21 protein-coding genes are annotated in these 23,209 nt (G+C 67.0%); 15 read left to right on the top strand and 6 right to left on the bottom strand.

The annotated features are described in order from the left end of the window. Positions 1-67 precede the first annotated feature (67 nt). Positions 68-1,786, top strand: coding sequence for a diguanylate cyclase (locus tag ACKN61_RS15570; RefSeq protein WP_408950302.1), 1,719 nt, complete (start codon positions 68-70; stop codon positions 1,784-1,786). After that, on the top strand, positions 1,783-2,643 hold the full coding sequence (locus ACKN61_RS15565) for a hypothetical protein (RefSeq protein WP_408950301.1): 861 nt from the start codon (positions 1,783-1,785) through the stop codon (positions 2,641-2,643). The genes ACKN61_RS15570 and ACKN61_RS15565 overlap by 4 nt, the downstream gene beginning before the upstream one ends. 18 nt (positions 2,644-2,661) lie before the next feature. Here the strand turns inward: ACKN61_RS15565 and ACKN61_RS15560 are convergent, their stop codons facing one another. The 3 genes from ACKN61_RS15560 to yidD are packed head-to-tail and all read right to left on the bottom strand — an operon-like array spanning position 2,662 to position 5,116. Next, a complete protein-coding gene (locus tag ACKN61_RS15560) occupies positions 2,662-3,555 on the bottom strand; it encodes a M23 family metallopeptidase (RefSeq protein ID WP_408950300.1) in 894 nt (297 codons plus the stop codon). Beyond that, positions 3,552-4,883 (bottom strand): dihydroorotase, encoded by a 1,332-nt coding sequence (locus ACKN61_RS15555; protein ID WP_057972797.1) that lies wholly within the window; start codon positions 4,881-4,883, stop codon positions 3,552-3,554. The genes ACKN61_RS15560 and ACKN61_RS15555 overlap by 4 nt, the downstream gene beginning before the upstream one ends. Beyond that, complete coding sequence (yidD, locus tag ACKN61_RS15550; protein WP_408950299.1) at positions 4,868-5,116, bottom strand: membrane protein insertion efficiency factor YidD; 249 nt, start codon at positions 5,114-5,116, stop codon at positions 4,868-4,870. The genes ACKN61_RS15555 and yidD overlap by 16 nt, the downstream gene beginning before the upstream one ends. 346 nt (positions 5,117-5,462) lie before the next feature. Between yidD and dksA the strand changes: the two genes are divergently transcribed. From dksA to ACKN61_RS15535, 3 genes are all read left to right on the top strand, one after another. Further along, positions 5,463-6,566: an RNA polymerase-binding protein DksA gene (gene dksA / locus ACKN61_RS15545; RefSeq protein WP_408950298.1), complete on the top strand. Its 1,104-nt coding sequence runs from the start codon at positions 5,463-5,465 to the stop codon at positions 6,564-6,566. Between the two features lie 72 nt (positions 6,567-6,638). Beyond that, the gene (locus ACKN61_RS15540; protein WP_408950297.1) at positions 6,639-7,196 is read left to right on the top strand and encodes an Imm30 family immunity protein; all 558 of its coding nucleotides are present in this window, start codon (positions 6,639-6,641) and stop codon (positions 7,194-7,196) included. Positions 7,197-7,264: 68 nt separating this feature from the next. Continuing rightward, positions 7,265-7,621 carry a hypothetical protein gene (locus ACKN61_RS15535; protein WP_408950296.1) on the top strand — a complete coding sequence of 119 codons (357 nt, stop codon included), beginning with the start codon at positions 7,265-7,267 and terminating at the stop codon, positions 7,619-7,621. Positions 7,622-7,651: 30 nt separating this feature from the next. Here the strand turns inward: ACKN61_RS15535 and ACKN61_RS15530 are convergent, their stop codons facing one another. The 3 genes from ACKN61_RS15530 to cysS all read right to left on the bottom strand — a co-directional run bounded on the left by ACKN61_RS15530 (position 7,652) and on the right by cysS (position 10,911). Continuing rightward, positions 7,652-8,872 carry an MFS transporter gene (locus ACKN61_RS15530; protein WP_255610938.1) on the bottom strand — a complete coding sequence of 407 codons (1,221 nt, stop codon included), beginning with the start codon at positions 8,870-8,872 and terminating at the stop codon, positions 7,652-7,654. 104 nt (positions 8,873-8,976) lie between these two features. After that, positions 8,977-9,414, bottom strand: coding sequence for a SufE family protein (locus ACKN61_RS15525; protein WP_223620615.1), 438 nt, complete (start codon positions 9,412-9,414; stop codon positions 8,977-8,979). Between the two features lie 108 nt (positions 9,415-9,522). Beyond that, positions 9,523-10,911, bottom strand: a complete 1,389-nt coding sequence (cysS, locus tag ACKN61_RS15520; protein WP_408950295.1) for a cysteine--tRNA ligase — start codon at positions 10,909-10,911, stop codon at positions 9,523-9,525. Between the two features lie 348 nt (positions 10,912-11,259). On the opposite strand from cysS, the gene ACKN61_RS15515 reads away from it, so the two are divergent. The 10 genes from ACKN61_RS15515 to ACKN61_RS15470 all read left to right on the top strand — a co-directional run bounded on the left by ACKN61_RS15515 (position 11,260) and on the right by ACKN61_RS15470 (position 23,203). After that, a complete protein-coding gene (locus tag ACKN61_RS15515) occupies positions 11,260-11,727 on the top strand; it encodes a hypothetical protein (protein ID WP_408950294.1) in 468 nt (155 codons plus the stop codon). A gap of 409 nt (positions 11,728-12,136) precedes the next feature. Further along, positions 12,137-13,141, top strand: coding sequence for an N-acetylornithine carbamoyltransferase (locus ACKN61_RS15510; RefSeq protein ID WP_408950293.1), 1,005 nt, complete (start codon positions 12,137-12,139; stop codon positions 13,139-13,141). A 151-nt stretch (positions 13,142-13,292) separates the two neighbouring features. Then, entirely contained in the window at positions 13,293-14,489 is a 1,197-nt protein-coding gene (locus ACKN61_RS15505; RefSeq protein WP_408950292.1) for an argininosuccinate synthase, read from the top strand. A 133-nt stretch (positions 14,490-14,622) separates the two neighbouring features. After that, a complete protein-coding gene (locus tag ACKN61_RS15500) occupies positions 14,623-15,717 on the top strand; it encodes an acetylornithine deacetylase (RefSeq protein ID WP_408950291.1) in 1,095 nt (364 codons plus the stop codon). Beyond that, positions 15,714-17,042 (top strand): acetylglutamate kinase, encoded by a 1,329-nt coding sequence (locus ACKN61_RS15495; protein WP_408950290.1) that lies wholly within the window; start codon positions 15,714-15,716, stop codon positions 17,040-17,042. The genes ACKN61_RS15500 and ACKN61_RS15495 overlap by 4 nt, the downstream gene beginning before the upstream one ends. Positions 17,043-17,046: 4 nt before the next feature. Beyond that, positions 17,047-17,679, top strand: a complete 633-nt coding sequence (locus ACKN61_RS15490; RefSeq protein WP_408950289.1) for a GNAT family N-acetyltransferase — start codon at positions 17,047-17,049, stop codon at positions 17,677-17,679. Further along, the gene (gene argC / locus ACKN61_RS15485; RefSeq protein ID WP_408950288.1) at positions 17,672-18,643 is read left to right on the top strand and encodes an N-acetyl-gamma-glutamyl-phosphate reductase; all 972 of its coding nucleotides are present in this window, start codon (positions 17,672-17,674) and stop codon (positions 18,641-18,643) included. The genes ACKN61_RS15490 and argC overlap by 8 nt, the downstream gene beginning before the upstream one ends. Positions 18,644-18,821: 178 nt before the next feature. Further along, complete coding sequence (gene proS / locus ACKN61_RS15480) at positions 18,822-20,147, top strand: proline--tRNA ligase (protein WP_408950287.1); 1,326 nt, start codon at positions 18,822-18,824, stop codon at positions 20,145-20,147. Between the two features lie 16 nt (positions 20,148-20,163). Further along, complete coding sequence (gene argH, locus ACKN61_RS15475; RefSeq protein ID WP_408950286.1) at positions 20,164-21,459, top strand: argininosuccinate lyase; 1,296 nt, start codon at positions 20,164-20,166, stop codon at positions 21,457-21,459. A 70-nt stretch (positions 21,460-21,529) separates the two neighbouring features. Beyond that, positions 21,530-23,203 (top strand): discoidin domain-containing protein, encoded by a 1,674-nt coding sequence (locus tag ACKN61_RS15470; RefSeq protein ID WP_408950285.1) that lies wholly within the window; start codon positions 21,530-21,532, stop codon positions 23,201-23,203. Positions 23,204-23,209 lie beyond the last annotated feature (6 nt).

The following is a 23,209-nucleotide window of genomic DNA, read 5'->3' as shown; positions in this document are numbered from 1 at the left end:
CCCCCTCCCCCGGAGCGCGAGGCCCATGGGCTATGCTCGGTTCACCAGACTTGTGACCGGAAGGGGCATGGGGAAACCCTCGCGTCGAGCCTGGCAGACCCTGTTGGTGCTGCTGGGAATGTGGGTGGCGACGATCGTGTCGGCGCAATCCTTGGGCCTGGCTTCGCCGGGCCGCGCCTCCTATGCGTCGCCGTCGCTGAGTCTGTCCCGCCTGGGCCAGGATCCGGTGCCGGCGCGGATACTCGGGGGCGAATTCGATCGCGAGTTCGTAAGCATCGCCGGCAACCAGATTTCGGCGCCGCGGCGCCAGCCGGTGTGGTGGCGGGTGACGGCCAATCAGGACGTCGCCGAATCCGATGCGCCGCAATTGGTGATCAGCCGGCCCTATCGCCGCGAGATCGAACTGTGGCGCCCGGGCGACGCGGTGCCGCTGCGGCGTTCGATCTACGGGCCCGACACCGACTTCAGCCATTCCACCCGCTTCATCGTCTTTCCCTTGCCGAAGGGCCTGCGCCGCGGCGACTCGCTGTATCTGCGCGTGCTGACGGTCGACGTGCTGCCGTCCAAGGTGACGATCCAGCCGCTGGCGAAGGTCCAGCGCGAGGACATGCTGCACGTGGGCCTGCGCAGCGTGGTGCTGACCGCGATGGGGGTGGCGGCGGTGCTCGCGTTCGGCTTCTGGGCCGGTCTGCGCGAGCGCGGCTATGCCTATCTCGGCCTGACCCTGGTCCTGCAGATCCTGACCCTGACCGCCGACGGCGGCGAAATGCGCGCGATTCCCTGGCTCGACGAGATCGCCCCGGACGGGCGCACCAATGTCGTGCTCAATACCGCGGCGGTGCTCGCCAGCATCCGCTTCCTGATCTTCTTCCTCGGCTTGCGCACGACCCAGCCGAAGGTCGCGCGCATCCTCGATTACTGCAGCGTCTCGCTCGGCGCGCTGCTGCTGGTGTCCTTGTTCCGGACCTGGAAGCACAGCGCGTTGTTCGGCAATCTCAACCTGTTGCTGGTGATCGCGCTGGTGCTGTACTGCACCGTGGTAGCGATCTGGCGGCGCCAGCGCGAGGCGTATTTCCTGCTGCTGGCGTGGTCGCCGTTGATGGTGCTGCTGGTGGTCCTGGTCGGCGCCAATCACGAGTGGTGGCCGGAGTACGCCTGGCTGGAATATTCCTTCCCGGTCGGCCTGGCCTTCGGCGGGCTCGGCCTGTTGCTCGGCCTGACCTCGAAACTGCAGCAGCTGCGGCGCGACCGCGACACCGCCAACCGCCTGGCCACCTACGACAGCCTGACTGGGGCGATGACGCGCGCGGCGATCTCGCAAAGCCTGCGCGGCGCGGTCGAGAGCGCGCACCGTTCGCACCGGCCCTTGTCGGTGGTGTTCTTCGACATCGACCACTTCAAGCGCATCAACGACGAACACGGCCACCGCGTCGGCGACGAAACCCTGCGCATCGTTTCGCTGCGCACCCGCAATCGTTTGCGCGCCTACGACCTGTTCGGCCGTTACGGCGGCGACGAAGTGCTGGTTGTGTTGGCCGACACCTATCTGCGCGACGCGATCCGGGTCGCCGAGCATCTGCGCGAATCGGTCAGCGGCAGCCCGCTGTCGATCGACGGCCGCCTGTTGCCGGTCAGCCTGAGTCTCGGCGTGGCCGAGTTGCGCACCGGCGAAACCCCGGAGCAGTTGCTCGAACGCGCCGACGCCGCCTTGTATGCGAGCAAGTCGGCCGGGCGCGACCGCGTCACCGGCCACAGCGTCGCGCCCGAACGCGAGGTCGTGGCATGAACCCGCCGGACGGCGCGAGCCCGGCTACGGTCTCGGCGGCGCAGTTGCGCACCGGCGACCTGCTGCTGATGCGCAGCCGCAACGAGCTGGCGACGTTGACCACCTGGTTCGGCGACAGCGACTACGACCATGTGTTGTTGGTCGGCCGCGCCGGTTGCGTGATCGATTTCGGCGCCGGCGGCGTGGTCGAGCCGGCCCTGGACGAGCGCCTGGGCGCAGCCGATGTGGTCGCGGTGGACGTGCGCCGCCCCTTGTCGGGGCAGGGCGAGGACTTGCAGGACAACGACCGCATCGCCGTGCTGGCGCATGCCTTGTCTTTGCGTCGGCCGAACTATGCCGGCGACCCTTTGCGCGCGCTCGGCGTGCTCGCGGCGGTGCGCGAGCGCGAGCTGCCGCCGCTACCGGCCTTGCGCCGGGTGCTGTACGAAGCCTTGCAGCGTGTCGCCCGCGCCGGCGCCGATGCGATGACCGCGAGCGAATTCGTTTATCGGTGCTTCGCCGAGAACCCGGTGCAGCCGCCTGGGCGCCTGGCGCCGCAGCTGACCCCGATGGCAGCGCGCGCCGCGCCGTTTCCGCAGATCGACTGGCCGGCGTTGTGGCTGCAGATCGCACCGTGGTTGCCCGAGGAACGCCGACTGTTGCCGTCGTTCGACGGCGATGCGGGCGTCGACGACGGCGATTTCTACATCGCCGCGACCGCGGCGCGTTCGCGGCTCGGCCTGATCTCGACCGGCGCCGGCCTGCTCGCGGCGGGGCCGCGCCAGCCGAATCCGAAGTGGCTGCGCTTGTGCGAGCTGGAACGTTCGCCTTCCTACGAGCCGCTCGGCCGCCTGTATCCGGCGCCGGGCGCGGCCTGAGTTAGCGCCAGATAGGTTTTACGGCGCCGCCGGTTTCGCCGCCTGGGTCGCTTGCCCGCGTTCCAACACCAGCAGCGGATCGACCCGCACGTCGAACCAGTTCATGCCCCAGTGCAGGTGCGGGCCGGTCGCGCGTCCGGTCGCGCCGACCGCGCCGAGGGTCTGGCCCTGTGTGACGCGGTCGCCGACTTTGACGTCGATGCGCGACAGGTGCAGGAAATTCGAGCTGACGCCGTGGCCATGGTCGAGCAGCACGGTGCCGCCGGTCAGATACAGGCCGGGCTTGGCGAAGGTGACCACGCCGGCGGCCGGCGCCGCGATCGCGGTGCCGGTCGGCGCGGCGATGTCCATGCCGGAATGGCCGGAACCTTTCTGGCCGTTGTAGACGCGCTGGTTGCCGAAACGGCCACTGATGCGGCCGCGCACCGGCCAGACGAAGGGCTGGGCGAAATCGGCGCGGTCGTCGTCGCGCGCGCGCGCGGCGGTGACTTCGGCCTGCTCGCGCTCGATGCGCGCGGCGATCTCCGGCGGCGGGTTGACGGTTTTGGGCGGCACGCCCTGGATGTATTCGGTCGGGAAATCGCGCGGCGTCACCGCGATGCGTACGGTTTCGGCGCGACCCGGCGCGCTCTCGACCTGCACGGCCACCGTCCCGCTGGCCTCGCGGCCGACGCCGAACACCACCGTGCCGTAGCCGGTCGTGCGCAGAACGCGCTCGCCGTAGCGCACGACGCTACCGGCCGGGACCTTGCCGATCACCAGCGCGCCCTGCTGCACCGCCGGCGGAAACACGATGCGGGTGTCGGCCGGCGCGCGCGCCGGCGCCGCGACCGGCGCGGTTTGCGCACCGGCGAAGGCCACCGGCGCCAGCCACGCCGCGACCAGCATCGAGCCCGCGAGCACTGCCCTCATCGATTGAACGCCAGGCGCTGTCCGTTCGGTGCGCCGACCAGGGCGCTGCCGTCCCAGGCCAGCACGCCATTGACCCAGGTCGAGGCGATGCGCGAATGGAAGGTGCGGCCCTCGAACGGCGACCAGCCGCACTTGGACAGCACGTCCTCGCGCTGCACCGTGTAGGGCGTGTCGTCGATCAGCACCAGGTCGGCGGCATAGCCCTCGCGCAGGAAGCCGCGCCGGTCGACGTCGAACAGCTTGGCCGGTGCGTGGGCGAATTTGTCGACCACCTGGGCGGTGGTCAGGTGGCCTTCGTGGACCAGTTCCAATGCGGCATTGAGCGCGAACTGCACCAAGGGCAGGCCGCTCGGCGCGCCGGTGTAGGGGCGGGCCTTTTCTTCCAGAGTGTGCGGGGCGTGGTCGGTGGCGAGCACGTCGATGACGTCGCCGGCGACCGCGCGGATCAGCGCCTCGCGGTCGGCCGGGTCCTTGATCGCCGGATTGCACTTGATCAGGTGGCCGAGCTTCTCGTAGTCGTCGCGGTCGAAGCGCAGGAAATGGATGCAGGTCTCGGCGGTGATGCGCTTGCCTTCGATCGGGCCGGCTTCGAACAGCGCCAGCTCGTCGGCGGTGCTGATGTGCAGCACGTGCAGGCGGGTGCCGTGCCGGCGCGCCAGCGAGATCGCCAGCTCGGTGGATTTCTTGCAGGCCTCGCGCGAGCGGATGTCGGGATGGAAGCGGGCCGGGATGTCGTCGCCGTACTGTGCCTTATAGCGCGCCAGTTCGGCGTCGATCATCGGCGTGTCTTCGCAGTGGGTGATGATCGGCGTCGGCACGTCGCGGAAGATCGCGTCGAGGGTGACCGGATCGTCGACCAGCATGTTGCCGGTCGAGGCGCCCATGAACACTTTCACACCGGGCGCCGTGCGCGGGTCCAGGGTCTGGATCGCGGCCAGGTTGTCGTTGCTGGCGCCCAGATAGAAGCCGTAGTTGCCCCAGGCGCGGCCGGCGGCGCGGCGGTATTTGTCCTCCAGCGCCTGCGCATCCAGGGTCGGGGGATTGGTGTTGGGCATGTCCATGAACGTGGTCAGGCCGCCGGCGACCGCCGCGGCCGACTCGGTCGCCATGTCGGCCTTGTACTCCAGGCCCGGTTCACGGAAGTGAACCTGGTCGTCGATCATGCCCGGCAGCAGGCGCCGGCCACGGGCGTCGACCACGGTTTCGTTGCCGCGCGCGGCCAGGCCGCTGCCGATCTGGGCGATGCGGCCGTCCTCGATGCGCAGGTCGCCGTCGTACTCGCGTCCTTCGTTGACCAGGCGGGCGTTGACGATCAGTGTCGATGACATGAGTGCTTTCCAGATTCCAGGGGCGGCACCGGATCGTGCCCGCCGGGGTGCAGGGGATGGCAGCGCGCGATGCGCCGGACCGTGAGCCAGCTGCCCTTGAGCGCGCCGAAGCGCTCGATGGCCTGCATCGAGTACGACGAGCAGCTGGGATAGAAACGGCAGCGCTGGCCTAACATCGGACTGATCCAACGTTTGTAGCCATGAAGCAGGGCGATGAGCAGGCGGTCGATCACGTTTCCTTCATGCCGGCAACGGTAGGGACTAAGGCAGGGCCGGGGCGCTGGATAGACCCGCGGGCACTGCGTTTGGCCGGGTATTTCGCGCGGTTGCCGCGGGTGCCGCAGCAGGGTATAACAGCGCGCTTTCCCCAAACAAGGCAAGTGCAAGACGAAGGTCCGCGCGGCGTGGAAGCGAAGCCGCCAAGTTTGCTCGGACCGGGCGAAAACCGGCGTAATGTCGGATTTCACTTGCGGTCGTCGAACGCATGTGCATTTGATGACCGGGTGGGTCATGCTTGGCCCGCGAAGCTCCTGGACCGCGTCCAGGGGCGCCCTCAGGGAATAGAAGGACAAGCCGCTCGTGGCAGTGAAAAAACCTGCGAAGAAGGCCGTCAAGGCCGCCAAGAAGACCGTCAAGCCGGCCGCTAAGAAGGTGGCCAAACCCGTGGCCAAGCCTGCGCCGAAGAAGGCGGTCGCCAAGAAGCCTGCGGTCAAGACGCCCGCGGTCAAGAAGCCTGCGAGCAAGCCCGCGGCGACCAAGACGGCAGCAGTCAAGAAAGCCACGCCGAGCAAACCGGCGGCCAAGAAGGCCGCGCCCGCGAAGAAGACGGCGCCTGCCAAGGCCCCGGCCGCGAAGACGCCGGCCGCCAAGCCGGCGGTTCCGGCGAAGAAGGCGGTGCCCGCGGCACCGGCCAAGAAATCCGCGGCAAGCAAGGACAGCGGAGCGAAGAAGCCCGAGCTTAAAAAAACTGAAGTGAAAAAGCCCGAAGCTGTGAAGCCCGCAGCCAAGCCTGCCGACAAGCAGCCCGCGTCGCCGTCGCCGTCCAAGGCCGCCCCGACGCAGGTCGTCAGCATCTCCGACCAAAGCAAGAACACAGTGACCCAGACAGCATCCAGCAAAACTCCCGCGGGCAAGCCTGCGACAACCCCCGCCGCTCCGGCCGTGCGCCCGGCCGGCAAGGTCGCCGTGGCCGTGACCGCCAAGAGCCAACAAACCCCCGCCCCGAAAACCAAGGTCAAGGTCGTGCCCTACAAGAACGACCCCGCCACCGGTCGTCCGCTCGTGCCGGAAGGCTACAAGCCGGCGTCGGACGAGGAATACATGAGCCCGCTGCAGCTGGAGTACTTCCGCCAGCGTCTGTTGCAGTGGCGCACCGATCTGGTCGAAGAGTCGAAGCAGACCATCGAGAACCTCAAGGACGAAGTGCGCGATGTCGGCGACGAGGCCGAGCGCGCCACGCGCGAGACCGAAAACTCGCTCGAGCTTCGCACCCGCGACCGTTACCGCAAGCTGATCAGCAAGATCGACAGCACCCTCAAGCGCGTGGATTCCGGCGACTACGGTTTCTGCGTCGACACCGGCGAAGAAATCGGCCTGGAGCGCCTGGAGGCGCGCCTGACCGCGGAGCGCACCATCGACGCCCAGGAGCGTTGGGAACATCTGCAGAAGCAGATGGGCGACTGAACCGTTGCTTCGTCCCGCATCACGAAAGGCCCCGCGAAAGCGGGGCTTTTCGTTTGCGGCCGCGCCGCTACGATGCAGGCCGGGCCGGGCACGCTGTGCCGGGTCGGCCTCGGCACGACGCACCCGCCACGAGTTGCCCAGGAGCGATGCACGATGCGCCCCACCTCCGAGATCCGCCGCGACTTGCTCGCCTTCGGGCCGGTCGAAGAAACCAATGTGGCGCGCTTCGACGCCTTGATCGCCGAGGCGTATCGCGCCGAGGACGAGGCCTTGATCCCTGTCTTGCTCGGCCTGCTCGACGACGATTGCGAATTCCATGAGGTGATCTTCGGCGTCGTTCACGCCGTCGAAAGCTTTGCGTCGGACCGGTATTTCGCTGCGCTGGCGCAAAACCTGGCGACGCTGCGGCAGCGGGCGCCGGAGTGGTGCGCCTTGTTGCACACCCGGATACTCAATTCGCCGCCGCACTTTGCCGGGTTGCTCGATGCGTTCGTTCCGCTGCAGGCGGCGGCGCGGGCGCAGGAGATCGCGATTCTCGACGAGATCGCCGCCGACCCGGACTACGCCGAGCGATGCCGGGCCGGCATGGAGCGCCTGCGCGGCATGCCGCCTGCGGCATCGACGGCTTAGCCGCCGGCGGCTACCGGCACCCCGATGCGGTGATACCGTGTCCGTACCCGCACAACCCAGCCCCCTTCATGGACGATTTGCTGTTACTGGCCGCACCGGTGCTGATCATCGGCCTCAACCTCGTGCTGTGGCGGCTGTCCTACCGCTTCGACCGCGTGGCCGGCGCGGTCTTGTTCGTGCTCAACCTGCTGGTCGGTTCGCCCCTGATCGGAGTGGGCGTATGGCAGTTGGCCAATCTCGATGCCGAGCCCAGCGCCGCCGGCAGCTATGGCGACGTGCTGGTGGCGGTCGCGGCGGTGGCCTTGAACGGCCTGATCGCCCTGGTCGCCGCGATCGCGGCGGCCGTGCGCAAACCGGCGCCGCGCGCCGACGCGGCGGAACATTCGGAAGCGCAGCGTCGCCGGGTCAGACTGCGCAGCGATTGATCCGGCCGCTGATCCGGCCGCGGCGCGGCCTCATTGCAGGTCGCGCAGGTCCAGCCGGCGCAGCTTCGGCGCCAGTTTCGCGGTCGCGCCGACCACCGCCAGGGTCATGCAGCCGCCGAAGATCACCGACGGCACCAGGCCCAACAGGCGCGCCGCCAGGCCGGACTCGAACGCGCCGAGTTCGTTCGACGAGCCGATGAAGATGCCGTTGATCGACGAGACCCGGCCGCGCATTTCGTCGGGCGTGGACAACTGCAGGATGGTCGAGCGCAGCACCACCGAAACGCCGTCGCACATGCCCGACAGCATCAGCATCGCCGCCGACAGCCAGAACTGCCGCGACAGGGCGAAGCCGATGATGCACACGCCGAACCCGGCCACCGCGTACAGCAGCAGGCGCCCGGCGTTCTTCTGCGGCGGATGTTTCGCCAGCCACAGCCCGATCAGCACCGCGCCGGCGGCCGGCGCCGCGCGCAGCACGCCCAGGGCCTCCGGGCCGTAATGCAGGATGTCGTTGATGAAGGCCGGCAGCAGCGCCACCGCGCCGCCGAACAACACCGAGAACATGTCCAGCGCCTGCGCGCCGAGCACCACCTGATTATTGAAGACGAAGCGCAGGCCTTCGCCGATGCTCTTGAACACCGGCGCGCGTTCGGCCGGCGCCGGCGGTTCGGTCACGCGCAGGGAAATGATCGCGACCGCCGCGGCCAGGGCGAAACCGGCCGCGACCAGATACGCGGAGGTCTTGCCGCCCCAGGCCACCAGCGCGCCGCCCATCGCCGGGCCGAGCACCAGCCCGGTCTGCATGACCACGCTGCTGACGCCGGCGCCGCGCGCGTAGTGCTCGCGCTTGAGCACGCGCGCGAACAGCGACATATAGACCGGCGCCAGGAAGGCGCGGACCACGCCGTTGATGGCGATCGCCGCGTAGATGGTCAAAGTGCCGAAACCGAACGCGCCGGTCGGCAGATGGCCGCTGGCGACGCCGGCCAGCATCAGCGTCGTCAGCAACAGGCCGAGGCAGGCGAACAGGCCGAGCTTGCGCCGTGGCAGGTGATCGACCGCATAGCCTGCGAACAGGGCGAAGCAGAAGTAGGGGATGACCTCGGTCAGGCCGATCAGGCCGAGCGCGAGCGGGTCGTGGGTGATTTCGTAGACATGCCAGCCGACCGTGACCGCGACGATCTGGTACGACAGCATGCCCAGCAAGCGATACACCAGCAGGCCGACGAAGCCGGGGTTGCGCAGCAGCTGCGCGGCGCCGACCGCTGGAGTGGGGGCTGGAGCGGGCGTTTGAACGGTGGTGGCGTCGCGCGAGCCGGTGCCGACTGCGTCCGGGCGGTCGGCGTCGTGGCTCACAGGCGCCGTTGCGCCTGGTCGCGGACGAAGGCGAGCAAGGCCGCCAGGCCGTTGCTGCGGGTCGGCGAGAGGTGCTTGGCCAGGCCGATGTCGGCGATGTAGTCGGCCTGGGTGGCGACGATCTCGGTGGCGCTGCGGCCCGAGTACACGCGCAGGGCCAGGTAGATCAGGCCGGAGACGATGGCCGAGTCGCTGATCGCATGGAACACGAGCTTGTCGGCGTCGCCTTCGACCACGATCCAGACCATCGACTGGCAACCGAGCAGGCGATGCTGTTCGGTCTTCCACTCATCCGGCAGGTCGGGCAGTTTGCGGCCGAGGTCGATCAGGTACTGGTAACGCTCGGACCAGTCGCCGAAGAAAGCGAATTCTTCGCGGATCGCGGCCTGCGCTTGCGCGGCGGTGGGTTCGAGCGGGAAGGGACTGACTATCATCGATTCATCACGGTAGGCGGCCGTCCCTGGCGCGGTGTTCGGGGCGTGCGCCGCGGCCGTTGCCGACCGGGCGTGCACAAGCGCAGCGGTGGTCGCCGCGACCGGCCCTCAGGCCGGCTGGGTGGCGCGCTTCCTGACCCAGCGCACGCCGGCCGGCGTGTCCTCGAGCAGGATGCCTTCGCCGGCGAGTTGGTCGCGGATCGCGTCGGCGCGAGCGAAATCGCGCGCTTTTTTGGCCGCGTTGCGCTCGTCGACCAGGTCCTGGATGCGGGCGTCGTCGTCGGCATCGACCGCGCCGACGAACCACGCCGCAGGGTCTTGCTGCAGCAGGCCCAGGGCCAGGCCGGCGCCGAGCAGGTCGCGCTTGAGCTGTGCCTGTTCGGCCGGGTCGGTGGCCTTGCGCGCTTCGCCGGCGATGCGCGCCAGTTCGGCCAGGGCCTGCGGCGTGTTGAGGTCGTCCTCGAGCGCGGCCTCGATGCTGGCCGGGATCGCGATGGCGCCGGCGTCGACCTCGGCGAGCTCGCGCAAGGTGCCGTACAGACGGTCCAGGGTGCGCGCGCTTTGTTCGATCAGGCCCGGCGACCATTCCAGCGGCTGGCGGTAGTGCGCCGACAGCAGGGCATAGCGCAGCGCTTCCGCCGGGTGCTTGCCGAGCAGGTCGCGCACGGTCTCGATGTTGCCCTTCGACTTGGCCATCTTGCCGCCGTCGAAATTGAGCATGCCGTTGTGCAGCCAGAAGCGGGCGAAGGTCTTGCCGCCGTGGGCGCATTCGCTCTGGGCGATTTCGTTCTCGTGGTGCGGAAACACCAGGTCGACGCCGCCGGCATGGATGTCGATGGTTTCGCCCAGGTGCGCGGCGGCCATCGCCGAGCACTCGATATGCCAGCCCGGGCGGCCGCGGCCCCAGGGCGAGTCCCAGCCCGGCAGGTCGCCGGTCGAGGGCTTCCACAAGACGAAGTCGCCGGCGTCGCGCTTGTACGGCGCGACCTCGATACGGGCGCCGGCGCGCATGTCGTCGATGTCGCGGCGCGAAAGCTTGCCGTAGCCGTCGTAGGTCTCGATCGAGAACAGCACGTGGCCTTCGGCGGCGTAGGCGTGACCGTTTTCGATCAGGCGCTCGATCATCGTCACGATTTCGCCGATGTGCGCGGTTGCGGCCGGTTCCAGCTCCGGCAGGCGCACGCCGAGGCCGGACATGTCCTCGCGGTAGGCGGCGGCGAAGCGATCGGTGATGGTCGAGATCGGCACGCCCTGTTCGGCGGCCGCGGCGTTGATCTTGTCGTCGACGTCGGTGATGTTGCGCGCATAGGCCAGCACACCGTAGCGACGGCGCAGCAGGTCGGCGAGCACGCCGAACACGACCGGGCCGCGGGCGTTGCCGATATGCGCGAAGTTGTAGACCGTGGGGCCGCAGACGTACATCGTCGGGCGTGCCGGATCCAGCGGGACGAAGGCTTCGACCTGTCGCGACAGGCTGTTGTAGAGATGCAGGCTCATGGAGATACGGCTTGGGGTCGGTTCATTCTAACGGCCGATGACCCTCGCGGTGCGCGCCGCGACGATCCGGGCCGGCGATGCGGCCGATCCGCTTCGCGGTTCGCCGCGGCGGTGCCGGTGCGAACGGCGGGCAGGTGGGCGAGGCAGGGCGGGACGGCAAGGCAGGGGCAGGGCGAGGATTCGGGCGCGACGGCGCGGGCCCGGTGCGCAATCCGACCCGCTTGCGGCCTCCGAAGCGGCGCCGGCACCGTGCCGAGAGCTCGCAGGCTCAGGGTCTAAAGGCGGGATTCAGGCCGTGAGCGGACACTGCTCTTACACTTTGTTTACGAATCCCACTCTGCGAGCCCAATGAACCGAACCGTCCTGCAGGCTTCGATCCTGGTGCTCGCCAGCGCCCTGGCTGGCCTGTGGACGATGCCGGCGGCGGCCCAGCACACGGTGATCCAGGCCGAAAACGTGCGTTTCGACTACGCCCAGGTGCTGAAGGTGACGCCGGTCTACCAGACCCTGCGCGCCACCACGGTCGAGCAGCAGTGCGAGCCGGAGCCGCCCACCCCCGAGGATTCGCGCCTGTCGCGCGTAGTCGGCGCGGTCCGCGAAGCCCTCGGCCGCGAGCGCAACCCCAAGCCCAGCACCGGCGACAACTGCAAGCCGGTGCCGGTCGAGCGCGAGTTCCGCCGCCCGATCGCCTACGACGTCGACTACGTCTACAAGGGCAGCCGGTTCCGCTCGCGCCTGCCCGAAGACCCCGGCAACAAGCTGCGGATCCGGGTCGCGGTGACCCCGATCATCACCCCGATCAGCACTTCGCGCTGATCCCGACCGGCCTGGAGCGGGCCTGGCCTGGCCTGGCCGGCTTGCGCCCCGGGCCTGCCCATGCGAGCATTCGCGGCCTCATGAACCCGAACTACGCCGACGCCGACATCCTGACCTCCGCCTACATGGCGGCGGGCATGACCTCGCGCGCGCGTCGACCGTTGCCCTGCCAATCAGCTGGGTGACGGCGCTCGCCGTCGTTCGTGTAACAAGCACCACACACGAAAAGCCCAGCCTTAGCGCTGGGCTTTTTTGTTTTTCGGGTCGGGAATCGGGAATGGGGAATCGGGAATCGGCAGAGCAGTACGCCGTTATCCGTTTCCTCTCGCGACTGCCGGCCACAGCGCAACCGCTCTAACCGATTCTCCATTCCCGATTCCCAATTCCCGTTACGGAACCGAGCCAACCGATGAAGCATTTCCTCAACACCCAGGACTGGTCGCGCGCCGACCTCGATGCGCTGCTGGCGCAGGCCGCCGCGTTCAAGCGCAGCAAGCTCGGCGACCACCTCAAGGGCAAGTCGATCGCGCTGGTGTTCTTCAATCCGTCGATGCGCACGCGCACCAGCTTCGAGCTCGGCGCGTTCCAGCTCGGCGGTCATGCCGTGGTCCTGCAGCCCGGCAAGGACGCCTGGCCGATCGAGTTCGAGCTGGGCACGGTGATGGACGGCGACACCGAGGAGCACATCGCCGAAGTGGCCAAGGTGCTCGGTCGCTACGTCGACCTGATCGGCGTGCGCGCGTTCCCGAAGTTCGTCGACTGGGCCAACGACCGCCAGGACAAGGTGCTGGCGAGCTTCGCCAAGTACTCGCCGGTGCCGGTCATCAACATGGAAACCATCACCCATCCCTGCCAGGAGCTCGCCCACGCGCTGGCCCTGCAGGAGCACTTCGGCACCAGCGACCTGCGCGGCAAGAAGTACGTGCTGACCTGGACCTATCACCCCAAGCCGCTGAACACCGCGGTCGCCAACTCGGCCCTGACCATCGCCACGCGCATGGGCATGGACGTGACCCTGCTGTGCCCGACCCCGGAGTACGTGCTCGACGAGCGCTACATGGGCTGGGCCGAGCAGAACGTGGCCGAAAGCGGCGGTTCGCTGCAGGTCAGCCACGACATCGAAAGCGCCTACCGCGGCGCCGACGTGGTCTACGCCAAGAGCTGGGGCGCACTGCCGTACTTCGGCAACTGGGGCCCGGAAAAGCCCATCCGCGACCAGTACCAGCACTTCATCGTCGACGAAGCCAAGATGGCGCTGACCAATAACGGCGTCTTCAGCCACTGCCTGCCGCTGCGCCGCAACGTCAAGGCCACCGACGCGGTGATGGATTCGCCGCAGTGCATCGCCATCGACGAAGCCGAGAACCGCCTGCACGTGCAGAAGGCGATCATGGCCGCCCTGATCAAGCAGTAACGCATCCGCTCCCTCTCCCGCGTGCGGGAGAGGGTTGGGGTGAGGGCGCTCCACCGCCTCAGCTCCGACACTGTCACCGCATCCGTTCGCCCCCACCCCAACCCTCCCCCGCAAGCGGGGGAGGGGGCCAAAAAGCAGAGACCCTCCCCACATGAGCAAAGACATCGTCCTCGCCTTCTCCGGCGGCCTCGACACCAGCTTCTGCGTGCCTTACCTGCAGGAGCGCGGCTGGGCCGTGCACACCGTGTTCGCCGACACCGGCGGCGTCGATGCCGAAGAGCGCGCTTTCATCGAGCAGCGCGCCGCCGAACTCGGCGTCGCCAGCCACGTCACCGTCGACGGCGGCCCGGCGATCTGGTCGGGCTTCGTCAAGCCCTTCGTCTGGGCCGGCGAGGGCTACCAGGGCCAGTACCCGCTGCTGGTGTCGGACCGTTACCTGATCGTCGAGGCCGCGCTCGCGCGCGCCGCCGAGCTGGGCTGCAAGGTCATCGCCCACGGTTGCACCGGCATGGGCAACGACCAGGTGCGTTTCGACCTGGCGGTCAAGGCGCTCGGCGACTACGAGATCGTCGCGCCGATCCGCGAAATCCAGAAAGAACACACCGAAGTGCGCGCCTACGAGCAGAAGTACCTGGAAGAGCGCGGCTTCGGCGTGCGCGCCAAGCAGAAGGCCTACACGATCAACGAGAACCTGCTCGGCCTGACCATGTCCGGCGGCGAAATCGACCGCTGGCAGGCGCCCGGCGAGGGCGCGGTGGGCTGGTGCAAGCCGCGCGCGGAATGGCCGAGTGAAACCTTGTCGGTGAAGTTGACGTTCAAAAACGGTGAGGCTGTCGCACTGAACGGAGAGGCCACAGCAGGCCATGTTTTGCTAGCTAAGCTCAACGGCTTGTTCGCGCAGTACGGCGTGGGCCGCGGGCTCTACACCGGCGACACCACCATCGGCCTCAAGGGGCGGATCATTTTCGAAGCGCCGGGCCTGATCGCGCTGTTGACCGCGCATCGCGCGCTGGAAGAGGCGGTGCTGAGCAAGCAGCAGAACCGCTTCAAGCCGGACGTGGCGCGCAAGTGGGTCGAACTGGTCTATGAGGGTTTCTTCCACGACCCGCTCAAGACCGACCTCGAAGCCTTCCTGGCCAGCTCGCAGAGCACGGTCAACGGCGAAGTGGTGCTGGAAACCTCGGGCGGCGTGGTCAATGCGGTCGCGATCGACTCGCCGCACATCCTCAACGCCAAGGGCGCGACCTATGCTCAGGCCGCCGACTGGGGCGTGGCCGAGGCCGAGGGCTTCATCAAGTTGTTCGGCATGAGCAGCACGCTGTGGGCGGAGATCAACCGCAAGGGCTGAGGCCCTTGCGAGGAGTGAGTGCACAGGAGCGAGGAGCGAGCCGAAAAGCCACCTTTGCTCCTGTTCTGCTCACTCCTCGCTCCTCTCCGCTCACTCCTCGTCCGCCACCCAAGCGAAAGACTCGAGCCCAACCATGCTCCCCGAAGTCCTGAAGCACCTGCAGGCCCTGGTGTCCTTCGACACCCGCAATCCGCCGCGCGAGATCGGCACCGGCGGCATCTTCGATTACCTGCGCAGCCAGCTCGACGGCTTCCGTATCGAAGTCGTCGACCACGGCGCCGGTGCGGTGTCGATGCTGGCCGTGCGCGGGCAGCCGCGGCGTCTGTTCAACGTCCATCTCGACACGGTGCCGTCGTCGCAGGCCTGGAGCGCCGATCCGCACACCTTGCGCGTCACCGAGGACCGCGCGATCGGCCTGGGCGCCTGCGACATCAAGGGCGCGGCCGCCGGTCTGCTCGCGGCCGCCGCGACGACGAGGGGCGATGCCGCGTTCTTGTTCAGCACCGACGAAGAAGCCAACGACCCGCGCTGCATCGCCGGTTTCCTCGCCACCGATCACGGTTTCGACGAAGCCATCATCGCCGAGCCGACGATGTGCGAAGCGGTGCTCGCCCATCGCGGCATCAGCTCGGTGCTGCTGAAGTTCCGCGGCGTCGCCGGCCACGCTTCCGGTGCGAACGCGATGCAGACCAGCGCCTTGCACCAGGCGATCCGCTGGGGCGGCAAGGCCCTGGACTTCGTCGAGTCGCAGTCGCACCAGCGTTTCGGCGGCCTGACCGGCCTGCGCTTCAACATCGGCCGGGTCGAAGGCGGCATCAAGGCCAATATGATCGCGCCGAGCGCCGAGCTGCGCTTCGGCTTCCGGCCGTTGCCGTCGCAGTCGATCGACGGGCTGCACGAGGGCTTCCGCGCCATGGCCGACGCCAGCGCCATCGAGAGTTACGAAGAAACCTTCCGCGGCCCCTCGCTGCCGGCCGGCGACGTCGCCACCGCCGAGCAACGGCGCCTGGAAGCGCGCGACCTTGCCGACGCGCTCGACCTGCCGATCGGCAACGCGGTGGATTTCTGGACCGAGGCCTCGCTGTTCTCGGCCGGCGGCCTGACCGCGATGGTGTACGGCCCCGGCGACATCGCCCAGGCCCACACCGCCGACGAGTGGGTCGCCCTGGAACAACTGCAGCGTTACGCCGACAGCGTCGCCCGCATCATGGACAACAACGCGCAATGAGCATTTCGATGGACGCCCACCTGCAAACGCGACAGACCATCGTGCGCCTGCTTTCGAGCATGGCCAGCGCGAAGGAGATCTCGCAGTACCTCAAACGTTTTTCCCAGCTCGACGCCAAGCGCTTCGCCGTGGTCAAGGTCGGCGGCGCGGTGTTGCGCGACGATCTCACCGCGTTGACCTCGTCGCTGGCCTTCCTGCAGGACGTCGGCCTGACCCCGATCGTGATCCACGGCGCCGGCCCGCAGCTCGATACCGAGCTGGCCGCGGCCGGCATCGAGAAGCAGACCGTCAACGGCCTGCGCGTGACCTCGCCGGAAGCGCTGGCGATCGTGCGCCGCGTGTTCCAGGCGCAGAACCTCAAGCTGGTCGAAGCCTTGCAGACCGGCGACGCGCGCGCGACCTCGATCATTTCCGGCGTGTTCGAGGCCGATTACCTCGACCGCGACACCTATGGCCTGGTCGGCGAAGTGCGCGCGATCAACCTGGCGCCGATCGAAGCCAGCCTGCAGGCCGGCTCGATCCCGGTGATCGCCAGCCTCGGCGAAACCGCCGGCGGCCAGATCCTCAACGTCAACGCCGATTTCGCCGCCAACGAGCTGGTGCAGGTGCTGCAGCCGTACAAGATCGTGTTCCTGACCGGCACCGGCGGCCTGCTCGACGACAACGGCCGGGTCATCGACTCGATCAACCTGTCGACCGAGTACGAGCATTTGATCCAGCAGCCGTGGATCAACGGCGGCATGCGGGTCAAGATCGAGCAGATCAAGGATTTGCTCGACAAACTGCCGCTGACTTCGTCGGTGTCGATCACCAAGCCGGCCGAACTGGCCAAGGAACTGTTCACCCATAAGGGCTCGGGCACCCTGGTGCGGCGCGGCGAGCGCGTGCTGCAGGCCGAGCGTTGGGACCAGCTCGACCTGGTGCGCTTGCGCAGCCTCATCGAGTCCGCGTTCGGGCGCAAACTGGTCGGCGACTACTTCGACACCACCACGCTCAAGCGCGCCTACGTCAGCGAGAACTACCGCGCCGCGGTGATCCTGATCGACGGCGGCGGCCACACCTATCTGGATAAGTTCGCCGTGCTCGACGACGCCCAGGGCGAAGGCCTCGGCCGCGCCGTGTGGCAGGTCATGCGCGAACAGAACCCGAGCCTGTTCTGGCGCTCGCGCCACGGCAACCCGGTCAATCCGTTCTACTACGCCGAGTCCGACGGCTGCTACAAGCAGGAGAAGTGGAAGGTGTTCTGGTACGGCATGAACGGTTTCGACGAAATCGCCGAATGCGCGGCGTTCTCTTCCCAGCGCGACCCGACCCTGCAGGACTGAACCCATGAGCGAGGACCACACCGCCGCCGCCTGGCGTAGGCCGATCCGTTTGAGCGGCGAGCACGTGACGCTCGAACCGCTGAGCTACGCGCATGCCGACGGCCTGCGCACGGCCCTGGCCGACGGCGAACTGGCGCGCGCCTGGTACACCAACGTGCCTGCGCCCGAAGCCGTCGAGGCCTATGTCGATGCGGCCCTGGCGATGCAGGGCAAGGGCACGGCCTGGGCCTATGCGGTGCTCGATGCGGCCGGCGAGGTGGTCGGCAGCACCCGTTACTACGACATGGACGCGAGCGTGCCGCGGGTGCAGATCGGTTACACCTTTTACGCGCCGCGCGTGCAGCGCACCGGCCTGAACACCGAAGCCAAACTGCTGCTGCTCGGGCATGCCTTCGAGTCGCTGGACTGCATCGCGGTGGGCTTCGAGACCAGTTGGTTCAACTTGGCTTCGCGCACCGCGATCGCCCGCCTCGGCGCGAAGCAGGACGGCGTGCTGCGCAATCATCGCCGCCATGCCGACGGCAGCCGCCGCGACACCGTCGCGTTCTCGATCATCGATAACGAGTGGCCGGCGGTGAAACGCAATCTGCAGTACAAGCTCGAACAGCATGCTTCCGGAGGCAAGACCCATGGCTAAGACCCTAGGCATCGTCGGCGCGCGCGGCCATGTCGGCGCCGACCTGATCCGGCTGATCGCCGCGCATCCGCAGTTCGAGCTGGCCTTCGTGTCCTCGCGCGAGCTGGTCGGGCAACCGGTCGCCGACCACATTCCCGAATACGCCGCGAAAGGCGGCGAGCTGCGCTACAGCTCGCCGAGCCATGAGGAACTGCCCAGCCTGGGTGCCGACGCGATCGTGCTGGCCCTGCCGAACGGCAAGGCCGCACAGTGCGTCGCCGCCTTCGACGCGGTCGGCGCCGAACCGGTGCTGATCGACTTGTCGGCGGATTACCGCTTCGACGACCACTGGTACTACGGCCTGCCGGAGCTGACTCGCGGCCAGTACCACGGCCAACGCCGGATCAGCAATCCGGGCTGCTACGCCAGCGCCATGCAGTTGGCGATCGCGCCGCTGCTCAACGTGCTGGAAGGCCCGGTGCAGTGCTTCGGCGTGTCGGGCTATTCCGGCGCCGGCACCTCGCCGTCGGACAAGAACGACCCCGACAAGCTGCGCGACAATCTGATGCCGTACGCGCTGACCGGGCATATGCACGAGAGCGAAGTCACCCGCCACCTGGGCCACCCGGTCGAGTTCATGCCGCACGTGGCCGCGCATTTCCGCGGCCTGACCATCACCTCGAACCTGCATCTGTCGCGCCGCTTCGAGCGCGAGGAATTGGTCGAGCACTACCATCGTCATTACGACGGCGAGTCGATGGTGCGCGTGCAGGAAGAGGCGCCGTGGGTCAGCGCGATCGCCGGCAAGCACCACGTCGACATCGGCGGCTTCAGCATGTCCGAGGACGGCCGCCGCGTGGTGGTGGTATCGACCCTGGACAACTTGCTCAAGGGCGCGGCGACGCAGGCTTTGCAGAACTTGAACCTGGCGTTCGGCTTCGACGAGTTGGCCGGCATCGAGGTGGAGTCGCGACCGCAACCGTAACCCCAAGCCGTTCCCCCCTTTGGAAAAGGGGGACAGGGGGGATTTGCTGTTGCCGTTGTTTTTGTCGTTGGTCGAGCAAGAGCAAATCCCCCCTAACCCCCCTTTTCCAAAGGGGGGAAGCGGGACGGTAAGTAGGTTGGTGGTCGGTGAGTCGTTCGAAACCCAGGAGTAGGTCGCCATGCGTCTGTCGCGTTACCTGTTGCCGACATTGAAGGAAAACCCCGCCGACGCGCAGATCGCTTCGCATCGCTTGATGCTGCGCGCGGGGCTGATCCGCCAGGAAGCCGCCGGCATCTATTCCTGGCTGCCGGCCGGCCTGCGGGTGTTGCGCAAGATCGAGGCCATCGTCCGCGACGAGATGAACCGCGCCGGCGCGCTCGAATTGTTGATGCCGACCCTGCAACTGGCCGACCTGTGGCGCGAGAGCGGCCGCTACGACGCCTATGGCCCGGAGATGCTGCGCATCAAGGACCGGCACGAGCGCGAGCTGCTGTACGGGCCGACCAACGAGGACATGATCACCGCGATCTTCCGCGCCAACGTGCGCTCCTACCGCGCGCTGCCGATGAACCTCTACCACGTGCAGTGGAAGTTCCGCGACGAGCAACGGCCGCGCTTCGGGGTCATGCGCGGGCGCGAGTTCCTGATGAAGGACGCTTATTCCTTCGACTTGGACGAAGCCGCGGCGCGCCGCTCGTACCGGCGCATGTTCGTCGCCTATCTGCGTATCTTCGCCCGCATGGGCATCCGCGCGATCCCGATGCGCGCCGAGACCGGCCCGATCGGCGGCGATCTGTCGCACGAATTCCTGGTGCTGGCGCAGACCGGCGAGTCGGCGGTGTATTGCGACCGCGCCGTGCTCGATCTGCCGATTCCCGGCGACGACACCGACTACGAAGGCGACCTGGAGCCGATCGTGCAGGCCTGGACCGCGCGCTACGCCGCGACCGAAGACGTCCACGACATCGAGCGTTTCGAGCGCGAAGTGCCGGCCGAGCAGCGCGTGCAGACGCGCGGCATCGAAGTGGGGCAGGTGTTCTACTTCGGCACCAAATACTCGGCACCGATGAAGGCGCTGGTGACCACGCCCGAGGGCGACGAGCGGCCGATCCACGGCGGCTCCTACGGCATCGGCGTGTCGCGCCTGCTCGGCGCGATCATCGAAGCCGGCCACGACGACAGCGGCATCGTCTGGCCCGATGCGGTCGCACCGTTCCGCGTCGGCCTGGTCAATCTCGACCCGGCCGATGCGCAAGTCGAGGCCGCCTGCGCCGAACTGCAAGCGCAGCTCGAAGCGCGCGGCATCGACGTATTGCACGACGACACCCCAGAACGCGCCGGGGTCAAGTTCGCGCGCATGGACTTGCTCGGCCTGCCTTGGCAGGTCGTGGTGGGCCGGCGCGGGCTGGATCGCGGTATCGTCGAACTCAAGCGCCGCGCCAGCGGCGAACGCAGCGAACTGACGCCGGCCGACGTGCCGGCGCGGATCGCCGAGCACACCTGACCGAGCGAACGCCCCCATGTCCGATCTGCTTTGGCAAAAACCCGGCGTCAAGGTCGACGCGCGCATCCAGAACTTCCTCGCCGGCGAGGACGTGATCCTCGACCGCGAATTCTTCCTGTTCGACATCCAGGCCAGCGCCGCGCATGCGCAGGGTCTGCAGCAGATCGGCATCCTCAGCGCCGACGAGCTGTCCGGCCTGACTCGCGAGCTCGACGTGCTGGCCGAGGATTTCCGCGCCGGCCGCTTCGTCCTCGACGAACGTTTCGAGGACGGTCATTCGGCGATCGAAGGCCGTTTGATCGAACGCCTCGGCGATGCCGGCCGCAAGATCCACACCGGCCGCAGCCGCAACGACCAGATCCTGGTCGCGACCCGGCTCTGGCTCAAGGATCGTCTGTCGCATCTGTACGCGCTGTGCCGCGAGACCGCCGAGGTCGCCTTGGCCCGTGCCGAAGCCGAAGCGCAGTTGCCGTTGCCCGGCTATACCCATCTGCAGCGCGCGGTGGTGTCCTCGGCCGGCATGTGGTGGGGCGCCTGGGCCGAGGGCTTCATCGATAACGCCGTGCGCGCACAGCAGACCCTCGATTGGGTCGACGCCAATCCGCTCGGCAGCGCCGCCGGTTACGGCGTCAACCTGCCGCTGGCGCGCGACCACACCACGCAAGCGCTCGGTTTCGGCCGCCTGCAGGTGTCGGCAGCCTACGCTCAGCTGTCGCGCGGCAAGTTCGAGCTCGGCGCGATCGACGCCTTGTCGACCGCGGTGCTCGACCTGCGCCGCCTGGCCTGGGACCTGAGCCTGTTCACCACCGCCGAGTTCGCCTTCGTCGCGCTGCCGGCCGAATACACCACCGGCAGCTCGATCATGCCGAACAAGCGCAACCCCGACGTGATCGAGTTGATGCGCGCGAGCTACGCCAGCGTCGCCGCGGCGCGCTCGGAGATCGAGCACCTGTTGTCGTTGCCGTCCGGCTATCACCGCGACCTGCAGTTCTCCAAGGGCGCGATTTTCCATGCCTTCGGCCGCGGCCTGGCTGCGCTGGAACTGCTGCCGGACCTGCTGCGCAATCTTGAGTGGAAACCCGACAACCTGCGCGCGGCGCTCGACCCGTCGATGTACGCGACCGACCTCGCCGTGGACTTGGCTCGTCAAGGCGTGCCGTTCCGCGACGCCTACAAGCAGGCGGCCGATCCGGCGCGCTGGGCCGAAGGCGATCCCGAAGCGAGCCTGGCCGCGCGCGTTTCGCCCGGCGCGTCCGCCGACCTGCGCCTGGACGTGCTGCGTCGCAGATTGGAAGACCTGGACGCGCAATGATTAAGGCCCGCCTGCATCGCCGGGCTGTGGTGCAGGTTATTTCATGAGCCGCAATTAAAGGACTAAGACTATGCCAGGATTCGAACCCAACTACGGGCGGTTCTCTGTCGCTACGTTTCTCAAGTCGGCTGCCATCACGGCGGTCGCACTGATGCCCGCATACGCGATGGCACAAAGCGGTGACCTCGTCGTGACTGATGCCCATGCCTCATCCGAGTTATGGCCAGCGAGTCGCCTCGGCGATGGGGATGCCAACACGGTCTGGAGCAGTTCGCTGCATGCAGACGCCGCCCATCAAGAATGGATTGCTTATTGGTTCGGAGGTTTCTACGACATCAACTACGTCAAGTTCAGGCCGCGCCATACCCAGACGGCCTTGGGCTTTCCGACCGACTTTAAGCTGTACTGGTCGGATGGCAGCACCTGGCAGTTTGCGTCTAGCTATAGCGACTTCCCGGTGACAAACCAGGACGGTTGGATTGTTCTACCTTTACCGTCGAAAGTTCGAGCGAACGGCATCCATGTCGTGGCCGAGTCGCTCGGAACCGACGGCGTTGGCAATTATGTCTTCCAGATGGGCGAGGCGACAGCAGGGTACGACAGCGGATTCGAGGGGTTACGCTATCTCGGCAATAACGGAGCGTCCCACGTAAACGAAATTCGCAACGTCGGCTCTGGTGCTTACGATCCCGCCAAGCTGGGTAACTGGAATTTTGATATCCGTCGGCCCTTCATTGCGCCAAAGCCGGGCGGGGATGCAAACATTTACGCACCTTCGGTGGTCAAAAACGGCGGCACTTGGAATATCTATTTTGGCGGCTGGGACGGTACAACAGATCGGCACGACCGCATCTCCATAGTTACCACCGAAGACTTCGATACGCTTTCGCCGCATGAGAAGATGATTGATAGCGGGAGCTACCTACACGTCAACAATCCGTCCGCATTGCGGATTGGCGAAGGACTGTGGCGAATGTGCTACACCTCGATAAAGGACGTCAATTCGTTGAATAGGACGATGTGCGTGCCTTCGACCAACGGTGTCAACTGGTCGCCCAGTCAAGCGTCGGCGACGGCATTGATCGGGATGAGTGGCTATCCTGGTTGGACTAATGCCGATGTCAACGGCGGCAACGTGCTCTATCATGCCGATGGTACGTATTTGTTGTACTTCGTCGATTTCAAGAATTTTTCGGGGGTGCCGTACGCAGCCAGTACCGACGGTAAGAACTTTTACTACCAGGGCAAAGCGTCAGCCGATAACTTGGTCATTAATGACTTCAAATCATTCGGCAATGGGCCTGCCAAGCAGTATCTGGCCGGTTTTCATCTGAATAACGACCGGATATGGTACAGCGCGGGGCAAAGCGTCAGTCAGTTCACGCCGGCGAAGACACTGTTTACTCATTACGATCAAGCTGACCGCTACATCACCTCGGTGGGGTTCGTCAGCGACGGATCGCGTCTGTATGGCGCGTTGTATGGTGCTGGCGCTAGCGGAACCTTGGCGGAAAACAGAATCTTTGCTGCATGGCTGCAAAAGAAAGTCATCTTTGAAAGCGAACGAACCCGCTGGGGTGATATCGAGAGTGCGCGCGGCCCCGACAAGATCGTTTTGCACATGTCCAACTCGGTCGAAACCGGCCGGTACTCGATTTATGACACGGACGGAACGACATTGCTGTATCGCAGCCCGGTCATGACCATCCGTTCCGGCGATATCTGGCAGTTTGCAGGTAACTGATCCATC

The organism is Lysobacter sp. Hz25, assembly GCF_046097045.1.
GTDB lineage: Bacteria > Pseudomonadota > Gammaproteobacteria > Xanthomonadales > Xanthomonadaceae > Lysobacter > Lysobacter antibioticus_B.
The sequence above is the reverse complement of the archived record's forward strand: the minus strand, read 5'-3'. Positions and strand labels throughout refer to the sequence as shown.